The organism is Nitrosovibrio tenuis (genome assembly GCF_900109785.1).
Taxonomy (GTDB): domain Bacteria; phylum Pseudomonadota; class Gammaproteobacteria; order Burkholderiales; family Nitrosomonadaceae; genus Nitrosospira; species Nitrosospira tenuis_A.
This window is the reverse complement of record NZ_FOBH01000004.1, coordinates 201,549-219,703: the sequence shown is the minus strand read 5'-3', so window position 1 is coordinate 219,703 and position 18,155 is coordinate 201,549. Positions and strand designations below refer to the sequence as shown.

General features: G+C 53.6%; 18 protein-coding genes. 11 read left to right on the top strand and 7 right to left on the bottom strand.

Annotated features, from left to right (window positions below; translation table 11 throughout):
* Window positions 1-104 precede the first annotated feature (104 nt).
* Both BMX00_RS14870 and BMX00_RS15100 read left to right on the top strand, forming a co-directional pair.
* Window positions 105-497, top strand: coding sequence for a TMEM165/GDT1 family protein (locus BMX00_RS14870; RefSeq protein WP_245727917.1), 393 nt, complete (start codon window positions 105-107; stop codon window positions 495-497).
* Window positions 475-537 carry a hypothetical protein gene (locus BMX00_RS15100; protein ID WP_425433878.1) on the top strand — a complete coding sequence of 21 codons (63 nt, stop codon included), beginning with the start codon at window positions 475-477 and terminating at the stop codon, window positions 535-537. The genes BMX00_RS14870 and BMX00_RS15100 overlap by 23 nt, the downstream gene beginning before the upstream one ends.
* Before the next feature lie 176 nt (window positions 538-713).
* Here BMX00_RS15100 and BMX00_RS07615 read toward each other — a convergent pair whose 3' ends face one another.
* The gene (locus BMX00_RS07615; protein WP_090828414.1) at window positions 714-1,187 is read right to left on the bottom strand and encodes a CBS domain-containing protein; all 474 of its coding nucleotides are present in this window, start codon (window positions 1,185-1,187) and stop codon (window positions 714-716) included.
* Between the two features lie 110 nt (window positions 1,188-1,297).
* Window positions 1,298-2,407 carry a class I SAM-dependent methyltransferase gene (locus BMX00_RS07610; RefSeq protein WP_245727915.1) on the bottom strand — a complete coding sequence of 370 codons (1,110 nt, stop codon included), beginning with the start codon at window positions 2,405-2,407 and terminating at the stop codon, window positions 1,298-1,300.
* A gap of 11 nt (window positions 2,408-2,418) precedes the next feature.
* Here BMX00_RS07610 and BMX00_RS14980 point away from each other — a divergent pair, with 11 nt between their 5' ends.
* Complete coding sequence (locus BMX00_RS14980; RefSeq protein WP_281245899.1) at window positions 2,419-2,553, top strand: hypothetical protein; 135 nt, start codon at window positions 2,419-2,421, stop codon at window positions 2,551-2,553.
* Between the two features lie 136 nt (window positions 2,554-2,689).
* A complete protein-coding gene (locus tag BMX00_RS07605; protein ID WP_090828412.1) occupies window positions 2,690-3,430 on the top strand; it encodes a pteridine reductase in 741 nt (246 codons plus the stop codon).
* 553 nt (window positions 3,431-3,983) lie between these two features.
* Here the strand turns inward: BMX00_RS07605 and gatB are convergent.
* The 3 genes from gatB to gatC form a co-directional block, all read right to left on the bottom strand.
* Window positions 3,984-5,465, bottom strand: coding sequence for an Asp-tRNA(Asn)/Glu-tRNA(Gln) amidotransferase subunit GatB (gene gatB / locus BMX00_RS07600; RefSeq protein ID WP_090828411.1), 1,482 nt, complete (start codon window positions 5,463-5,465; stop codon window positions 3,984-3,986).
* Window positions 5,466-5,546: 81 nt separating this feature from the next.
* On the bottom strand, window positions 5,547-6,998 hold the full coding sequence (gatA, locus tag BMX00_RS07595) for an Asp-tRNA(Asn)/Glu-tRNA(Gln) amidotransferase subunit GatA (protein ID WP_090828410.1): 1,452 nt from the start codon (window positions 6,996-6,998) through the stop codon (window positions 5,547-5,549).
* Window positions 6,999-7,066: 68 nt separating this feature from the next.
* Window positions 7,067-7,354 (bottom strand): Asp-tRNA(Asn)/Glu-tRNA(Gln) amidotransferase subunit GatC, encoded by a 288-nt coding sequence (gatC, locus tag BMX00_RS07590; RefSeq protein ID WP_090828409.1) that lies wholly within the window; start codon window positions 7,352-7,354, stop codon window positions 7,067-7,069.
* A gap of 134 nt (window positions 7,355-7,488) precedes the next feature.
* Between gatC and BMX00_RS07585 the strand changes: the two genes are divergently transcribed.
* The 7 genes from BMX00_RS07585 (at window position 7,489) to BMX00_RS07555 (ending at window position 15,536) form a co-directional block, all read left to right on the top strand.
* A complete protein-coding gene (locus BMX00_RS07585) occupies window positions 7,489-8,547 on the top strand; it encodes a rod shape-determining protein (RefSeq protein WP_090828408.1) in 1,059 nt (352 codons plus the stop codon).
* Window positions 8,548-8,628: 81 nt separating this feature from the next.
* Complete coding sequence (mreC, locus tag BMX00_RS07580; RefSeq protein WP_342707147.1) at window positions 8,629-9,525, top strand: rod shape-determining protein MreC; 897 nt, start codon at window positions 8,629-8,631, stop codon at window positions 9,523-9,525.
* On the top strand, window positions 9,512-10,033 hold the full coding sequence (gene mreD, locus BMX00_RS07575; RefSeq protein WP_090828406.1) for a rod shape-determining protein MreD: 522 nt from the start codon (window positions 9,512-9,514) through the stop codon (window positions 10,031-10,033). Before mreC ends, mreD begins: the two co-directional genes overlap by 14 nt.
* Entirely contained in the window at window positions 10,030-11,964 is a 1,935-nt protein-coding gene (mrdA, locus tag BMX00_RS07570) for a penicillin-binding protein 2 (protein WP_090828405.1), read from the top strand. The genes mreD and mrdA overlap by 4 nt, the downstream gene beginning before the upstream one ends.
* Window positions 11,957-13,057, top strand: a complete 1,101-nt coding sequence (gene rodA / locus BMX00_RS07565; protein WP_090828404.1) for a rod shape-determining protein RodA — start codon at window positions 11,957-11,959, stop codon at window positions 13,055-13,057. Before mrdA ends, rodA begins: the two co-directional genes overlap by 8 nt.
* Before the next feature lie 23 nt (window positions 13,058-13,080).
* Window positions 13,081-14,133: a septal ring lytic transglycosylase RlpA family protein gene (locus BMX00_RS07560; protein WP_090828403.1), complete on the top strand. Its 1,053-nt coding sequence runs from the start codon at window positions 13,081-13,083 to the stop codon at window positions 14,131-14,133.
* A gap of 158 nt (window positions 14,134-14,291) precedes the next feature.
* A complete protein-coding gene (locus BMX00_RS07555; protein ID WP_090828402.1) occupies window positions 14,292-15,536 on the top strand; it encodes a pyridoxal-phosphate-dependent aminotransferase family protein in 1,245 nt (414 codons plus the stop codon).
* Window positions 15,537-15,742: 206 nt separating this feature from the next.
* Here BMX00_RS07555 and metF read toward each other — a convergent pair whose 3' ends face one another.
* A complete protein-coding gene (metF, locus tag BMX00_RS07550) occupies window positions 15,743-16,588 on the bottom strand; it encodes a methylenetetrahydrofolate reductase [NAD(P)H] (RefSeq protein WP_090828401.1) in 846 nt (281 codons plus the stop codon).
* Window positions 16,589-16,663: 75 nt separating this feature from the next.
* Window positions 16,664-18,142 carry an adenosylhomocysteinase gene (gene ahcY / locus BMX00_RS07545; protein WP_281245898.1) on the bottom strand — a complete coding sequence of 493 codons (1,479 nt, stop codon included), beginning with the start codon at window positions 18,140-18,142 and terminating at the stop codon, window positions 16,664-16,666.
* Window positions 18,143-18,155 lie beyond the last annotated feature (13 nt).

Genomic DNA, 18,155 nt, shown 5'->3' with positions numbered 1-18,155 from the left:
GAGGATCTGCGTAATCGAAGAAAGAGAAGAAAGGCCATGGTCTCCCGTCTGTTAGAGCCCCAGGGATGTGAAGAGTTTAATCCTTAATATAACAAAGTGCGTGTTTGCAAGCGGGAGCAGCCCGGACTAACTCCGCTTATGCCGTAAAGATACACATAAAACCGCGCTACAATCGCCACCCCCTTTGTGGCTGGCGGCAAAGCTGCGGCGCCCATACCCCATCATGGCCGAATTCTGCCGCAACATTGCTCAATCACGCGTTGGCCGCCACGGCCGATGCATGGCTGGCCCGCCTGATCTCTCCTCAATTTTTCAATTGGCTCATCGGATTGTCCTTTATCGGGTTTGCCCTGTGGGCGCTCAAGCCGGACGTGCTGGACAAAGAATTAGGTATTTTCGCTTCCGGAATATTCTTGACGACGTTCACCGCCTTCTTTGTGGCAGAGATGGGGAGACAAGACGCAGTTTGCAACGGTGGCATTGGCAGCGCGCTATGATGCGCTGATCGCGGTTGTGCTGGGACTACGCTCGGCATGATGCTGGCTAACGGGGCCCGCGGTCTGGCTTGGCAAAGCGCTTGCGGGCTGCGTCGATATGAGGCGAGTGCGCTGGCTGGCTGCAGCTTCGTTTTTACTGATGGGGATATGGACGTTGGTTAGTGGGGCAGCGTCTCGTTGACATGTTCCAATGGCCGGGAAGAGATTGTGGCGCCATTATCTGTATTTCGCCGCGTATTCCGCCGTATTTGGATTAGCGAATTCCCCATATATGTAACGTTCCAGCTCATGAATGACAAATTCCTGTCCGGAAATGGCATCCTTGACCAAGTCGCCGATCGAAATAATGCCGACCACTTCATTGTTTTCGAGCACCGGCAAATGACGTACCCGCATCTCGGTAACCAATGCCATGCAATCCTCCGTCAAATAGTCGGGATTTACATATGCGACCTGAGTGGTCATCATTTCCCTTACAAGAATATCTTTTGCGGATTTATCCAGCCTATATGCTTTGCGCGCATAATCTCTTTCAGTGATGATACCGACCAGTTTTCCATCCTGCAGCACCAGTAGCGCGCCAACGTTCTTGTCAGCCATCAATTGCATCGCCTCGTACACTGATTTGTCCGGTTCGATGCAGGCTACTTCGTATCCCTTGCCTTGCAGCAATTGCCTTACAGTAGCCACGGATACCCCCCGTCTCAGTATCAGTTTGGAATTTTCAAAGCTTGTTTACCGGATTCATCCAATCATAGCACGTCAGTAAAAAGGTCGCTGCAAGCACATGAGTGGATGAGCTACAGCAGACGACTTTTATCCCCGTCCGCAAAGCCAGTTAGAGGTTCACTGATATTCTTGCCAAAGGCTATGGCCTTGAACAATTCGCCCATTTCCGCCGGGCTCACCAGTTTTTGCAACTGATTTGCCAGCGGCAGGTAGTCCCTTACGTTTTCCGCCGGAGTTTGCGCCAGAATTTCGGTTACGCCACAATTGATGAGGAAATATGCCTGGGTGGTATAACCCATCAACTCCGTTCCCGCACTGGCGGCAGCCCTGGCCATAGCACTGAAATCAACATGGGTGGTGATGTCCTGCAAGCCGGGAAGATAGAACGGATTGTCATGGACAAGCTGGCGATAGTGGCACATCAGGGTGCCATGCTTACGTTGCGGATGATAATACTCGCTCTGCCCGAAACCGTAATCGATCAACAGAATCAGTCCATTTTCGAGCATATTTGCGAGGCTATGCATGAGATGCCGCGCGGAGAGATTGATTTCGCTAATATATTCACCGAAATATTCGCCGGAATGGTTGCCATCGCCATTGCCGGGGTTAATCTGTGGACATAATTCATGCGCGGCCTCGAATAGCCCCCCCTCCCCCTTTCCCTTCCCCTGTCCTTTTGTAAGCGGACGTTCGCTCCAGACGAATTCATCATTCCTCGAAGCTACGCCACGCTCGAACAGATCAGGGCCGCGCCAAACAACCAGATGCACGGGCAGTGCATCAAGTACCTCATTGGCAAGTATAAGGCCGTTGAATTTGGGAGGCAGATTCTCCAGCCAAGTGATACGCGGCAGGAGGTGGGGTGTCGACCTTTCAAATAAATACCGTTGCCGTTGCTGCAGCTCCGCGCTGACCTCAAGAATAAAATACCGCTTTGGCAGACTGCCGAGTTTTTCCAGTTCAAGCAATAAATCAAATGCGAGCTTGCCCGTGCCCGCGCCGAATTCAAGAATATCGCCGCTTTCCACGACCTCAAGCACTTGCGCTGCCTGCCGTGCCACAGCCCTGCCGAATAGCGGAGATATTTCCGGCGCAGTCACAAAATCCCCCTCCTGACCGAATTTAGCCGCTCCGCCGCTGTAATATCCCAAACCCGGAGCGTACAACGCCAGCCTCATATAATGCTCAAATGAAATCCAGCCGCCGGCCGCGGCAATTTCCCTATGGATCAACGCTGTTAGCGCGCGGCTTTGCTGAAGAGCTGCCTCGCCTGGTGGAGGCAATGGCGGTGAGAGCGGTGATGGCTGCATGGGCTCAGTGCTAGGTTGTACTATACGGTTTAATCAAACTGGATATTGGCTTTTCCGCGACAGCGAAAATCCAGAGGGTACTCTAAACTCATTGGTAATAGGCCCCTTAAGTTAAAATCGAGTCGATACGCAAGTGTAGAGGAGATAGCGATGCAGGGAAAAGTGGTACTTGTCACCGGGGGAGCCCGGCGCGTGGGGGCGACCACCGGCCGTAAACTGCACGGGCAGGGCGCCAATCTGGTCATCCACTACCATGCGTCGGAGCAGGAGGCACTCTCATTGCAAGCGGAACTCAATCAGGCCCGGCCTGGCTCAGTTGCGCTGGCACAGGCGGACCTGTTGGACATTCCACGGCTGCCATACCTGATCGATGAAGCGGTGATGCATTTTGGAAAACTCGATGCCCTTGTCAACAATGCTTCCAGCTTTTTTCCCACGCCGCTGGGAGAAGTTACCGAAGCTATGTGGGAAGACCTGATCGGCAGTAACTTGAAGGCGCCTCTGTTTCTATCCCAGGCCGCAGCGCCGCATCTGAAGAAGCAACACGGCTGCATCGTCAATATCGTGGATATCCATTCCGAGTGGCCACTGAAACGGTATGTCGTGTACAACGCCGCCAAAGGGGGCCTGGCTTCGCTTACCCGGTCGCTGGCGCTGGAGCTTGCGCCGGAGGTCAGGGTAAACGGCATATCGCCCGGCCCCATTCTGTGGCCAGAGGCGGGCGAATGGATGGACGAAACTTCGCGCCAGCACATCATCAACAGAACTCTGCTGAAACGCATGGGTGAGCCCGACGACATTGCACGAACAGTCGCTTTCCTGATTGCAGATGCGCCCTACATTACCGGTCAAATCATTGCGGTGGACGGCGGGCGGAGCGTGAATTTATAGCAAAGCACCTGTATGTGGTAAGCGATAGCTGCTCAGCGCGCCATACATTTCAACGGACAAGCTCAATAGCCGGCTGAAGAACATTAAGCAAGGGTTTGCCCCTCGGGTGGCGCCTACATTTGGAGAGAATTGACGCCTTCCACTCGATTTATAAAAAAACTTTCCTGGTTCATGCGGCGTACGCCGCTGAGAATTCCGTCACTCTCCGTTTCCCCGGCCAGATCAGCGTTGCAAACCGAAGGCGCGTTCTGTTGAATGGTGGCAATCTTCCTATGAACCATCAGTATGGCGTAGAATCTATACAGGCGTACCACCGGCCAAGATTGGCGAAGTCACGACGGACAGCACAGGAGCCATCAATAATGTGAAGCTCGAGTATCCATGCCCGGACGCTTTTCGTCGGCAGGGTAAAGGTGGAAGTCTATGAACTGCTGCAACCCGACAAATGTCTGGAGCGGGATCGTGCAAACGCAGACGAACGGCGACACCTGCTTCTGAGTTATCACGTGAGGAGCTTCAATGTTGGGGTTGGGGGCGCCATCTCAGTATTATTTTATGCTTCTAATTTCCTTCTCATTATTTCGTTCACCTGCGCTGGATTGGCCTTGCCCCTGGCCGCCTTCATTACCTGCCCGACGAGGGCATTAAAGGCTTTTTCCTTACCTGCCTTGAATTCTTCCACTGATTTGACATTGGCGGCGATGACCCCGTCAATCAAGCTTTCCAGTTCGCCTGAATCGGAAATCTGTTTCAGCCCTTGAGACTCGATAATCTGATCGGCGAGGTTGTCATCCAGTTTGGAATCCCGGTTCTTCCATGCCGTAGCTGTCTGAGCGGCCTTGGACCACATCTGCTTGAATACTTCTTTTGCAATCTTTCCGGAAATCGTACCATCCTTGATGCGCATTAAAAGCTGCGCAAGCTGTACCGGGGATAGCGGACAGCTATCGAAGGATTTGGCTTCATCGTTGAGATAAGCGGGCAGTTCGCCCATTATCCAGTTCGCGCAAAGTTTGGGGTCGGATGGAAGTTTAGCGACAGTCGCATCGTAGTATTCCGCGATCTCCCGGTCGGCAGTCAAGGCGGACGTGTCATAAGAGGAAAGCCCATACTCGCGCTCAAGACGGACGCGCATTTGCTCCGGCAACTCGGGCAACCCGCTTTTTGCTTTCGCGATCCAGCTCTCCGCGATTTCAAGCGGCAGCAGATCCGGGTCTGGAAAATAGCGGTAGTCCTGCGCATCCTCCTTGCTTCGCATGGCGCGGGTTTCATCTTTGTCGGGATCATAGAGGCGGGTTTGCTGCTGTATGGTTCCGCCATCTTCCAGAATCTCTATCTGCCGCCTGGCCTCATAATCGATGGCCTTCTCAAGAAAGCGAAACGAATTTAGATTTTTTATTTCGCAGCGGGTGCCGAGCCGTTCCGATCCATGCGGGCGCACCGATACGTTGGCATCGCAGCGAAAAGAGCCTTCCTGCATGTTGCCATCGCAGATGCCAATCCAGCGCACCAGTGAATGCACCATTTTTGCATAGGTAACGGCTTCCTGGCTGCTGCGCATGTCCGGCTCGGAAACGATCTCGAGCAACGGCGTACCCGCCCGGTTGAGATCGATACCCGTCATGCCATGGAAGTCCTCATGCAAGGACTTGCCCGCATCTTCCTCCAGATGCGCCCTGACAAGACGGATGGTTTTTTCCATTTCGCCCACATGAATCGTTACGGTGCCGCCTTCCACCACGGGTAACTCGTATTGACTGATCTGGTAGCCTTTGGGGAGGTCGGGGTAGAAATAATTTTTGCGTGCGAAGATGGATGGCGAATTGACTTTTGCCCCTACGGCAAGCCCGAACCTGATTGCCCGGTCGACAGCTCCGCGGTTCAATACCGGCAACACTCCCGGCAATGCAAGGTCCACCGCGCAGGCCTCGGCGTTGGGCGCCGCTCCGAATGCGGTCGAGGCGCCTGAGAATATTTTCGATTGAGTCGAGAGCTGGGTATGTACCTCAAGACCGATAACGATTTCCCATTGCATTACGAAAACCTTTGTTTGTTGTTTGAGGTTATTCCGGGTACGAAAAGACAATCATTGGGTCGGCCGGCGGAACAGTAGAATTCATGAATTAGGCATGCTCATATGCCAATCCGTGGTTTTCTGGTACTGATGCGCCACGTTCAGCATTTTCGCTTCCGCAAAATAATTGCCGACGATGTGCAATCCTACCGGCCTGCCCTTATTGCCGAAACCTGCGGGAATGGACATGCCGGGCAAACCGGCCAGATTGACCGCAATGGTATAGGCATCTGACAAATACATCTGCACGGGGTCGCTGATCCGCTCTCCCAGATCGAATGCTACCGTGGGAGAAGTCGGCCCCATGATAACGTCGCATTGCTTGAATGCTTCAGCGAAGTCCTGCGCCACAAGGCGGCGCAATTTCTGAGCCTGAACGTAGTATGCATCGTAATACCCATGCGACAGTACGTACGTGCCGATCAGAATGCGGCGCTTCACCTCCGCGCCAAAACCCTGGGCGCGGCTTTTGCAGTACATGTCGTTGAGGTCGGCATATTCGGGAGCGCGATAACCATAACGTACCCCATCGAAACGCGAGAGGTTGCTGGACGCTTCCGCGGGTGCGAGCACGTAGTAAACAGGAACTGACAATTTCGTATTGGGAAGAGATACTTCAACGGTTTCTGCCCCAAGCTTGTGATATTCCGCAATGGCGTTTTCCACCGCACGCGCCACGTCATCGTTAATTTCCTTAACGAAATATTCCCGTGGCAAGCCAATACGCAGACCCTCCAGGGGCCTTTCCAGGTCGCGCGCGTAATCCTCTGGCTCACGCATCAGGCTGGTTGAATCACGGGCGTCAAACCCCGCCATGACATTCAGCATCAGTGCGAGGTCTTCCGCTGACTTTGCCATCGGCCCGCCTTGGTCCAGGCTGGAAGCGAACGCGACCATGCCATAACGCGATACGAGCCCATAAGTGGGTTTGAGACCGGAAATACCGCATAGCGCCGCTGGCTGGCGGATGGAGCCGCCGGTATCCGTACCTGTTGCGGCGGGTGCCATGCGTGCGGCAACCGCGCAAGCTGAGCCACCGGAACTTCCGCCTGGCACAGCCGTAATATCCCAAGGATTCTTCACCGGCCCGTAAAAAGAGGTTTCGTTACTGGACCCCATGGCGAATTCGTCCATATTGGTCTTTCCAATATTCACTGCGCCAATGGCATTAAAACGCTCCACCACATGGGCATCGTAAGGTGAAACAAAGTTTGACAGCATCTTCGATCCGCAGGTGGTGAGCCATCCTTTGGTACAAAAAATATCCTTCTGGGCGACAGGAATGCCGGTTAACGGGCCAGCCTGCCCGGATGCTATCATCGCATCGGCCGCACGCGCCTGGGCGAGGCTTGTCTCTTCATCGATCGTAATGAAAGCGTTATAGTCGGCGTTCAGCGCGCGTGAACGCTTAAGAAACTCACCGGTCAACTCGGTGCTGGAAATTCTTTTCGTCGTGAGCAGCGTCGATAGTTGCTTGAGGCTGAAGTTCAACATGGATTAGCAAAAAAAACGTGGAAAATGCAGAGGGCCGGTGTGACAAACGCCGAGACTGCGCCCGAGGTTTATTCAATGACTTTTGGTACCAGGTAAAGTCCCGCCTCTACCTGGGGCGCTATAGCCTGAAATAGCGCGTGCTGATCGGTCTCCGTCACGGCATCGTCGCGCAGGCGCTGCGCCACATCCTGAGCGTGAGACATTGGATTTATTGCTGACGTGTCAACCGCCTGCATCTGCTGAATCAGGCCAAAGATATTCGACAACTGCGCCAGCGCCGTATGTACCTCATCCTCGCTCAGTTCAATGCGGGCAAGGTTTGCAATACGTGTTACATCATCCAGAGACAGTGACATTCTCGGCCAATACCCTTATAACCCTTATATTCAAATAGCTAATAGAGTATCATAGCCCGCCTGAATGACGCATTCTTTTCACCCGCTTTTACCATCGGCCTTGTCATCGGCACCTGCGACGGATTCCGTAAACCATGCTTAACTTTATAAACAACAACGTATTGAGGGGATATTTTTCGACCGATATGGCGATAGATCTGGGAACGGCCAATACCTTGATCTACGTTCGGGGCCAGGGCATCGTGTTGAATGAACCCTCGGTGGTGGCGATTCGTCAAGATGGGGGACCTAACGGCAAGAAAGTCATTCAGCAGGTAGGGCTGGCGGCAAAGCAAATGCTGGGGCGTACCCCCGGTAATATCACCGCGATCCGGCCAATGAAGGATGGTGTCATCGCCGACTTTACCGTTACCGAACAGATGCTGAAGCATTTCATCAAGAAGGTGAACCCACCCCGGCTGTTTTCCGCTAATCCCCGCATTGTCATTTGTGTTCCTTATGGCTCCACTCAGGTGGAGCGCCGTGCAATTCGCGAAGCGGCTTATGGCGCCGGTGCACGCAAAGTGGAATTGATCGAGGAACCGATGGCTGCAGCCATCGGCGCCAATTTGCCGGTCGAAGAGGCCACTGGCTCGATGGTGGTCGATATCGGCGGCGGCACCACCGAGGTGGGCGTCATTTCATTGGGCGGTATAGTTTATTCAAACTCGGTTCGCGTAGGCGGGGACAAGTTCGACGAAGCCATCATCAATTATATTCGCCGCAACTATGGCATGCTGATTGGCGAGGTTACCGCCGAACTGATCAAGAAGGAAATTGGATCTGCTTTTCCCGGATCGGAAGTGCGTGAGATGGAGGTGAAAGGTCGAAATCTGGCGGAAGGCATCCCGCGCAGTTTCACCATCTCCAGCAACGAGATTCTCGAAGCACTGACCGATCCGTTGAACAGTATTGTCAGCGCGGTCAAATCCGCGCTGGAACACACACTGCCGGAACTGGGCGCAGATATTGCTGAAAAAGGCATGGTGTTGACCGGTGGCGGTGCATTGCTCCGCGACATTGACCGTTTGCTGATGGAAGAAACCGGACTGTCGGTAATAATCGCGGAAGACCCGCTCACCTGCGTTGTACGTGGATCAGGCATCGCGCTGGAGAATATGGACCAATTGGTTGGCATATTCGCCAGTGACTAAATGGATTCCTCGACCATTTCGATCGAGTGCTGATCGAGCGCTCCCTGAATTGGGAATCGGGAAACCGCGCGGGTAATGGAAATGGCCCCGAGGTTTTTCAGGCAAGGCCCCAGCCTGCTGACACGCCTGATTTTTTTTGTAGTGCTGTCGTTGGTGCTGATGGCAATCGATACCCGATTTAAATATCTCGCCGAAATTCGCCAGGCTTTCTCTACAGCGATTTACCCGATACAAAAACTCGCCAACGTACCCTCAACCGTATACGGCCGGGCAAGTGAATTTTTCCTTAGCCATGGTCTTGTAGAAGAGAATGAGCATCTCAAGCAGCAGCACCTCATCGACAGCGGACAGCTTCAACGATTGCACGCATTGCAAGCTGAAAATGCGCAGTTGCGTAATCTTCTGCAAACGGCGCAGCGAATGGACGGTCAAGCGGTAATGGCTGAAATCCTGCATGTCCCCCGCGATCCATTTAATCGCAAGGTCATGCTGGATAAGGGCAGTCAAGGCGGGGTTCAGCCGGGCCAAGTGGTGGTGGATGATGCTGGCGTAGTAGGACAAATAACCCGTATCTATCCATGGATGTCCGAAGTAACGCTTATTACGGACAAGGATCACTCGGTGCCGGTTCATGTTGTGCGCAACGGCCTGCGCTCGGTGGTATCGGGTACCGGAAAGGATGGGGCGCTGGAATTACGCTATGTAGCGGTGAATACGGACATTCAGGAGGGCGATTTGCTGGCGACTTCGGGGATAGATGGTGTCTATCCGCCTGGGCTGCCTGTCGCGGTGGTTTCCCGAATCGAGCGCAATTCCACTTATGTCTTTGCCCGCGTGACCTGCACACCTGCTGCCGGAGTGGGAAACAACCGGCAGCTATTGATATTATCTTTGCTGACACCTGTTGTCGAAATTCCTGCGGAAGTCCTGGAAATCAAGCCCGAGAAAAAGAAGCGAGAAAAAGTTGGCGTTCGTTAATTATCCCAGACAGGAAATCCTGTTGCCTGCCAAAGGCTCCTTCATCGCCTTCAGCTTGTTTTTCGCGCTTTTGCTGAATCTATTGCCGCTGAAAGGCGTGGCATTATCGTTATGGCCGGACTTCGTTGCGTTAGTAGCGCTTTATTGGTGCATCAACCAACCGCAGCGTGCCGGCATAAGCATGGCTTTCGGAATGGGACTTTTAATGGATATTGGCGACGCCAGCGCGCTCGGCCAGCATGCCCTTGCATACAGCATAATGGCTTTCATCGCGCTGATATTTCAGCGGCGTTTGAGTATTTTTGGGCTGCTGAAGCAGGCTCCACAGATAGGGCTGATATTGCTTACAGGGCAATTTGTCATACTTCTGGCAGGTCTATTGGCTGGATCCGATTTTCCCGGATGGGACTTTTTTCTGATCAGTGTGATCGGCATGCTGTTGTGGCCGCTGGTCTCTTCACTGCTCGGAATACCGCAGAAGCCCCGGTCTGATTCCGATGCAGGATGAACCGCACAGTAGAGCTTCGTAATCACCTGCGTGAACTGCATAACTTCCGGCTGCGGCTCGTCATTAGCGCCGGGTTCGTGTTGGTGCTGCTTCTTTTATTATTTTCGCGCTTTTATTACCTTCAGGTAATACAGCGCGAGCACTATCACACGCTCGCGGAAGCAAACCGTATATCCATTGCACCTATTGTGCCGAATCGGGGCCTGATTTTCGACCGCAACGGAGAGGTGCTGGCGCACAACTATTCCGCCTATACCCTCGAAATTGTGCCGAGCAAGGTTGACAACCTTGAAACCCTCATCAATGAGCTGTCCACTGTCATCGACATAGCGCCCCGGGACCGCAAGCGTTTCAAGAAGCTTATGGAAGAAAGCAAGCGATTTGAAAGCTTGCCTATCCGAACCCGCTTATCCGATGTCGAGGTAGCGCGCTTCGCTGCTAACCGATATCGTTTCCCCGGAGTCGAAATCAAGGCACGCTTGTTCCGTCAGTATCCAAAAGGCGAAAGTGCCTCTCACGTGGTCGGTTATATCGGACGCATCAATGACAAGGACCTGGAGCAGCTGGAGGTCAACGGAGATCTCTCGAATTACCGAGGCTCGCAATCCATGGGCAAAATCGGTATTGAACAAAGTTACGAGACGGAGCTGCATGGTATCACCGGCTTCGAGGAAATGGAAACCGATGCTGCAGGTCGGGTAATAAGGGTGATATCTCGCACTCCACCGGTTTCCGGCAACAATCTGATGCTGTCGCTGGATGCCAAACTGCAAGAGGTTGCGGAAAAGGCATTTGGGGACCGCCGAGGTGCGCTGGTGGCGATTGAGCCTTCCTCCGGCGACATATTGGCCTTTGTCAGCAAACCGGGCTTCGACCCCAATCTTTTTGTTGATGGCATTGACTCCGAGAATTGGGATCTGCTGAATAATTCGATCGACAGGCCACTGAACAACCGCGCACTGCGCGGCATGTATCCGCCGGGCTCTACGTTCAAGCCTTTCATGGCACTGGCCGGACTGGAATTGAAAAAGCGCTGGCCCCAGCAAGCCATCAACGATTCCGGATACTTCAGCCTTCCCGGCAGCACCCATCGCTTTCGAGACTGGAAGGCCGGGGGACACGGCATTGTGGACCTGCACAAGTCACTGGTGGTGTCGTGCGATACTTACTATTACGGGCTCGCCAACGACCTCGGTATTGACAATATTTTCAGTTTTACCAGCCAGTTCGGACTGGGAAAGAAAACTGGAATCGATATTGAAGGTGAAGTGGCCGGCCTGCTGCCGTCGCAGGAATGGAAAATGAAACGGCATAAGCAGAAATGGTACGCGGGCGACACCATTTCGGTCGGAATAGGCCAGGGCTACAATCTGGCTACACCGCTGCAACTGGCTTTTGCTACAGCGATATTGGCCGGAAACGGGACTGCCTACCGCCCACATCTGGTTAAGAAGGTTCTGGACAACAACAATGAGGTGCTGCGTGAGATCGTCACGCAGCCGCTGTATACGCTCAATCTCAATGCCGCCAATCTTGCCACAGTGCGGAACGCCCTCATCGATGTAACCCGGGCCGGGGGTACTGCTGCCGTGGCGGGCGCCGGCGCCGCCTATACCTTTGCCGGCAAGACGGGTACTTCACAAGTGGTTGGCATGAAGCAAGGCGAAAAGTACGTCGAGAACAAGATTCAGGAGCGCCATCGTGATCATGCCTTGTTCGTTGCGTATGCCCCGGCGGAAACCCCCAAAATTGCGCTATCAGTACTGGTGGAAAATGGCGGCCATGGCGGTTCTACCGCGGCACCCATCGCCAGGCTGGTGATGGATTATTTCCTCCTTGGCAAACTGCCTGAAGAATCGGCCGCAAAGGCCGTCGACCAGAGCGGAGACGAGGAAGAAGAAACGCCAGCGGAACTGCATACGCATGATTAAGCTCCTGCGCTTGTGGCATTACCTTACACGATATGTAGACGGGTTGCTTCTGTCGGGGATTTTGCTGCTGATGCTGACTGGCCTGGTTACGCTATATAGTGCTACGGACGCGAACCTCGCCCGCGTGACCAATCAGGCCACCAATATGCTGGTGGCGCTTGGCATCATGTGGCTTGTCGCCAATATTCCGCTACAGCACATTATGCGCATTGCGTTGCCGATCTATGCAACCGGGCTTCTTTTGCTGCTAGGCGTGATGCTGTTCGGTGAAATCAACAATGGCGCGCGGCGCTGGCTGAACATTGGAATCACTCGCATCCAGCCTTCCGAACTGATGAAAATCGCCGTGCCGCTGATGTTGGCCTGGTACTTTGACAAACACGAAGCTACTCTGCGGCTGCGCGACTACATTGTCGCCGCGCTATTGCTCTTGCTGCCGGTTATAATGATCTTGCGGCAGCCGGATCTGGGTACCGCCTTGTTGATTGCCGCCAGCGGTTTTTATGTTCTGTTTCTAACCGGCTTGTCATGGCGCATCATTGCCACACTGTTCGTCGCTGGAGCAGGAAGTCTTCCGTTGCTGTGGTCAATGATGCACGATTACCAGCGCAGGCGTGTCATGACGCTGCTTGATCCCACACAGGACGCATTGGGGGCGGGCTATCACACCATCCAATCGACCATCGCTATCGGCTCCGGAGGCGTTCTCGGCAAGGGCTGGCAGCATGGGACTCAGACACACCTCGATTTCCTTCCCGAGAAAAGCACCGATTTCATCTTCGCAGTATTTTCGGAAGAATTCGGATTGATCGGCAATTCTTTATTGTTGCTGCTTTACTTGGCCGTTATAGCCCGTGGCATGGTTATCGCCGCGAATGCTTCCACGCAGTTTACGCGTCTTATCGCCGGGTCGATCACTTTGACATTTTTTACCTACATTTTTGTCAACATGGGCATGGTAATCGGCATTCTGCCCGTAGTTGGCGTACCGCTGCCGCTGATAAGCTATGGCGGCACGTCAATGGTGACAATGCTGTTGGGATTTGGTATTTTGATGAGTATACAGACGCATCCCAAGCTCGTGAAAACGTAAGCAATAAATTGCCGTCTCATAGCATGCCGAATCTTTCATTTTTGATCACTCCGGCCGGTCTCCGGGTTATCGCCATGTCTGTTGTGGTGTTTATTGCAGGATGCGGCAGTACTCCAAAATGGAATATGCCGGGGAAGGGCTCTACTGCGGCATCGGCAGGATCCGGTAGCGTGACCCGGAAGGGCGGCGGTTATTATCTGGACGATGGCCCAGGCGATAATCCTCCTATAGACTTGGATTCCGTCCCAGACGCAGTACCTCGCGATGAGCCTCTACGCCCGGCCAACATGCGTCCCTACGTCGCGCTGGGAAAATCCTATACACCCAAGACCAGCCATGAATCCTACAGGGAGCGTGGAATAGCCTCCTGGTACGGCCGCCGTTATCATGGGCAGAAAACAGCGTCCGGGGAAATTTATGACATGTACGGCATGACTGCGGCGCATACTACCCTGCCGCTGCCCAGCTATGTTCGCGTCACGAATATCGCGAATGGCAAGTCCATCGTGGTGCGCGTGAACGATCGTGGGCCTTTTCTCTCGGATCGCCTGATCGATCTTTCCTACACCGCAGCTTACAAGCTCGACGTGCTCAATGGCGGCAGCGCCTGGGTGGAGGTGGAAAATATTCTTCCTGGCATGGCTCCGGATATGCGTGTTGCCGCGGCGCCCGCGCCCATCCTTATGCAAGTCGCCGTTCAGGACAAGGAAAAGCGCTCGGCTCCGCTCGGTGCAGGGGGGCAAAATGAGGAGGTCAAGCCAGACCTCTTCCAGGTTGCATACGCGCCGGGGGACGGTGGCGCATCCGTTCAAAGTAACTCCGGTGCTCTCATCAATGCGGATACAGGGGGGATTTACCTGCAACTGGGCGCGTTCAGCGCCTACGATAATGCCGATAATTTTCTTGCTCGCATACGCGCTGAGGTTCCCTCATTGATCAATAATCTAGGCATCGTGGCAAAAGACGGCATGTTCAAAGTTCATGCCGGTCCGTACCCCGATCGGGCGGTAGCCAGACAGGCGGCAGAAAAAATTGCCCAAAGCCTTTCCGTCAAGCCCATGCTGCTCGTGCGATAACGGTGCTTTATTCTCACCGGGTCGCCGTGTTTCCTCTTTTTCTTGTGTCAGGGGGCCCTTGTGTTCCTGTAGCGCTGATAGCCAAAACCCTGCTTGCTTGATAAAATCGGACCTATCTTCTTCTATTAAGTAACCCGTCACTTTACTCAGGATCATCCATGACCACTAAAAATTTTTATCCTGCCAAAAAGATCAGCACGTTTTACCCGCCGCAACGAACACTGATGGGGCCGGGTCCATCCGATACCCATCCGCGCGTGCTGTCCGCCATGGCCCGTCCGACCCTGGGTCATCTTGATCCGGTATTCACCGATATGATGGAGGAATTGAAGAGTCTGCTGCGCTACATTTTCCAAACATCCAATCTGTTGACTTTTCCGGTTTCGGGCCCTGGCTCGGTCGGGATGGAAATGTGTTTCGTCAATATGGTCAACCCCGGTGATAAGGTAATTGTGTGCCGCAATGGCGTATTCGGCGGGCGTATGATTGAAAACGTGCAACGTTGCGGTGGTACGGCTGTGGTGGTGGATGATAAGTGGGGCGCGCCGGTCGATCCACAAAAAGTTGAAGATGCATTGAAACAGAATCCCGATGCGAGGATTGTTGCCTTTGTTCATGCGGAGACATCGACCGGGGCGCTATCAGATGCAAAAACGCTTTGCGAAATCGCTCAGCGTCATAATTGCCTTACCATCGTGGATACCGTCACCTCGTTGGGAGGCTCTCCCGTCAAGGTAGATGAGTGGAAGATCGATGCGATATACTCGGGCAGCCAAAAATGCCTGTCGTGCCCGCCCGGTTTGTCGCCTGTCAGCTTTTCCGAACGCGTGGTGGAACTGGTCAAGAACCGTAAAGGAAAGGTGCAAAGCTGGTTCATGGACTTGAACCTGCTGCTCGGGTATTGGGGAACCACCCGTACCTACCATCACACGGCGCCAACGAATGCGCTCTATGCATTGCACGAAGCTCTGGTAATGCTGTATGAGGAGGGGTTGGAGCATTCATGGGCCCGACACCAGCGTAACCACACGGCGCTAAAAGCAGGCCTGCAAACCCTAGGCATCGAGTATCTGGTAGAAGAGAAATCGCGCCTGCCGCAGCTCAACTCTGTACATGTGCCGGAAGGCGTCGACGAAAAAGAGGTACGCCGCAGGCTGCTTGCCGACTATGACCTCGAAATCGGCGCGGGGCTGGGCGATCTGGCGGGCAAAATCTGGCGCTTCGGTTTGATGGGTTATTCGAGCAGAATCGAAAATGTCATGCTATGTTTGGGCGCTCTGGAGACCGTATTGTCCGATATGGGAATGAAGATCGAGCCCGGCGCGGCGGAATCCGCAGCACATCACGCCTATGCGGCTAATCCATTGCCCGTGGAAAGCAAGAGTGTGGCCAAGGCAGCATAACTGCCGAAAAGAAGTCTGAATGGTCGGGCCTGATGCGCGAGGCGCATCAGGCCCCATACTTTTAAACCTTCGCTTCACCATTCCATTTCCAGATCAAGATGATCCGCGAAGCCAATGAGCGAACGACGAAGACAGTGCATATAGAACACGGCGAGGAGTGTGCGAAGAAGGCGACAAACTGAGGGCTTGATCTGGAATGGAATGAATTACAACCCCAGCCTCTGCCAGATCGTAGTCGTTAATCCTGCCGAGTTCAGCGTGTAAAAATGCAGACCCGGCGCGCCGGCGCTCAGAAGCCGATCGCATAAATCGGTCACAATATCCAATCCAAAAGCGCGGATTGATGCGCTGTCATCCCCGTAACCTTCCAATCTTTTCCTAATCCAGCGGGGAATTTCAGCGCCACATGCGTCCGAAAAGCGCGCCAATTGTGAAAATTTATTGATAGGCATGATGCCGGGCACGATAGGGACTTCGATACCCATCGCTTCACATGCATCAATAAAGTTGAAGTAGGCATCTGCATTGAAAAAATACTGCGTGATGACCGAGTCCGCACCGGCATCCACCTTGCGTTTGAAGTTCAGCAAATCCTCATGTGCAGAATTTGCCTGTGGATGATATTCGGGATACGACGCAACCTCTATATGAAAGGTATCATCAAACTCCTTGCGGATGAACGCTACAAGTTCATTGGCATAGCGGAACTCGCCCCCCTGCGCCATGCCCGAAGGTAAGTCGCCTCTCAGGGCAACGATATGGCGAATACCGCCATCGCGGTATTTTTCCAACATCGTACGGATGTTTTCGCTGGTCGAGCCAATGCAGGAAAGATGGGGTGCAGCCTTATGGCCCTCTGCCTGGATCTCCAGCGCAGCCTCAAGTGTGCGGTCGCGAGTCGATCCACCTGCGCCAAAGGTTACTGAAAAGAATTTCGGGTTGAGCTGAGCCAGTTGTCTGCGCGTCGCGCGCAACTTCTCCATCCCTTCCGCTGTTTGCGGTGGAAAAAATTCGAAACTAAAGGTAGGCGCAAACCTTTTTTGGGATTCCATCTTCTGCTAAGCGCGGTTGGGGAAAGATGAAGAGCTTGCCAGCTTGTATCTTTCCCCGGATCCTTGATCCGAAAATCAGTACCGGTACATTGCCGGCTTGTACGGTCCGTTTTTGTCCAGATTCAGGTAGTTCGCCTGCTCCTCGCTCAATTCGGTGAGCTTGACACCGAGCTTGCCCAGATGCAGCCGTGCCACTTTTTCATCCAGGTGCTTGGGCAGCACATAGACATTCTTTGAATAGCTCGTGCCGTTTTGCCACAGCTCCATTTGCGCCAGTACCTGATTGGTAAACGAGCTGGACATTACAAATGAAGGATGACCGGTGGCACAACCCAGATTCACTAGCCGTCCTTTTGCCAGCACGATGATGCGGCGGCCTGTTGGGAAAATGACGTGATCCACCTGTGGCTTAATGTTATCCCACTGATATTTTTGAACGGAAGCAATATCTATCTCCGAATCAAAATGGCCGATGTTGCAAACGATAGCCTGATCTTTCATCCTCAGCATGTGATCGTGGGTAATGACGCGCAGATTCCCGGTCGCCGTGACGAAAATGTCGGCCTGATCGCAGACCTCGTCCATGGTTACTACACGGTAGCCCTCCATTGCCGCTTGCAGCGCGCAAATCGGGTCTATCTCCGTAATCCAGACCGTTGCGCCCAGACCACGCAGGGACTGGGCGCAACCTTTGCCCACATCCCCGTAGCCGCACACCAGGGCGATTTTGCCCGCTATCATCACATCGGTAGCCCGTTTGATTCCGTCCACCAGCGACTCGCGGCAACCATAGAGGTTATCGAATTTTGACTTGGTGACCGAATCGTTGACGTTGAATGCCGGAAACGGCAGCTCGCCTTTTTTCTGCATTTCATATAAACGATGGACACCGGTAGTGGTTTCCTCCGTCACGCCGCGAATATTGGCGAGTTTGCTGGAATACCAACCGGGAGCGGTGCTCAATTTTTTCTGGATCGCGGCAAACAAGGACTGCTCTTCTTCATTAGTCGGATGAGCTATTACCGATGGGTCTTGTTCCGCCTTGCTGCCCAAAATAACCAGCAGCGTTGCGTCGCCACCATCATCCAGAATCATGTTGGGGCCATTTGAGCCTGCAGTCTTGTCACCGGGCCATTCTAAAATACGATGCGTATATTCCCAATAGTCATCCAGCGACTCGCCCTTATAGGCAAACACGGGAATGCCCTCCGCCGCGATGGCGGCCGCAGCATGATCCTGAGTTGAAAAGATATTGCAGGAAGCCCAGCGAACCTGAGCGCCTAACTTGATCAGCGTTTCGATAAGTACCGCTGTCTGAATAGTCATATGCAGGGAACCGGCAATACGTGCGCCCGCCAGAGGCTTTGCGCTAGCATATTCTTCACGTAGCGCCATTAAACCGGGCATCTCGGTTTCGGCAATGGCTATTTCCTTGCGTCCCCATTGCGCCAGGGACATATCGGCCACTTTGTAATCGGAAAATTCACTACCCGTAGAGGTCGGGGTAGCTGGGATCGAAGCAGATGCGGATGCAGAACTGAGCACAGCGTTCATAAAATATCTCCTG

Coding starts and splice junctions, on each gene's coding strand:
- rodA (WP_090828404.1), top strand. CDS start 11,957: ATGATTAAGCTCCTGCGCTTGTGGCATTACCTTACACGATATGTAGAC.
- gatB (WP_090828411.1), bottom strand. CDS start 5,465: ATGCAATGGGAAATCGTTATCGGTCTTGAGGTACATACCCAGCTCTCG.
- BMX00_RS07560 (WP_090828403.1), top strand. CDS start 13,081: ATGCCGAATCTTTCATTTTTGATCACTCCGGCCGGTCTCCGGGTTATC.
- gatC (WP_090828409.1), bottom strand. CDS start 7,354: ATGTCACTGTCTCTGGATGATGTAACACGTATTGCAAACCTTGCCCGC.
- ahcY (WP_281245898.1), bottom strand. CDS start 18,142: ATGAACGCTGTGCTCAGTTCTGCATCCGCATCTGCTTCGATCCCAGCT.
- mreC (WP_342707147.1), top strand. CDS start 8,629: ATGGCCCCGAGGTTTTTCAGGCAAGGCCCCAGCCTGCTGACACGCCTG.
- BMX00_RS07555 (WP_090828402.1), top strand. CDS start 14,292: ATGACCACTAAAAATTTTTATCCTGCCAAAAAGATCAGCACGTTTTAC.
- BMX00_RS07610 (WP_245727915.1), bottom strand. CDS start 2,407: ATGAGGCTGGCGTTGTACGCTCCGGGTTTGGGATATTACAGCGGCGGA.
- BMX00_RS14980 (WP_281245899.1), top strand. CDS start 2,419: ATGAAATCCAGCCGCCGGCCGCGGCAATTTCCCTATGGATCAACGCTG.
- BMX00_RS07585 (WP_090828408.1), top strand. CDS start 7,489: ATGCTTAACTTTATAAACAACAACGTATTGAGGGGATATTTTTCGACC.
- mrdA (WP_090828405.1), top strand. CDS start 10,030: ATGAACCGCACAGTAGAGCTTCGTAATCACCTGCGTGAACTGCATAAC.
- metF (WP_090828401.1), bottom strand. CDS start 16,588: ATGGAATCCCAAAAAAGGTTTGCGCCTACCTTTAGTTTCGAATTTTTT.
- BMX00_RS07605 (WP_090828412.1), top strand. CDS start 2,690: ATGCAGGGAAAAGTGGTACTTGTCACCGGGGGAGCCCGGCGCGTGGGG.
- gatA (WP_090828410.1), bottom strand. CDS start 6,998: ATGTTGAACTTCAGCCTCAAGCAACTATCGACGCTGCTCACGACGAAA.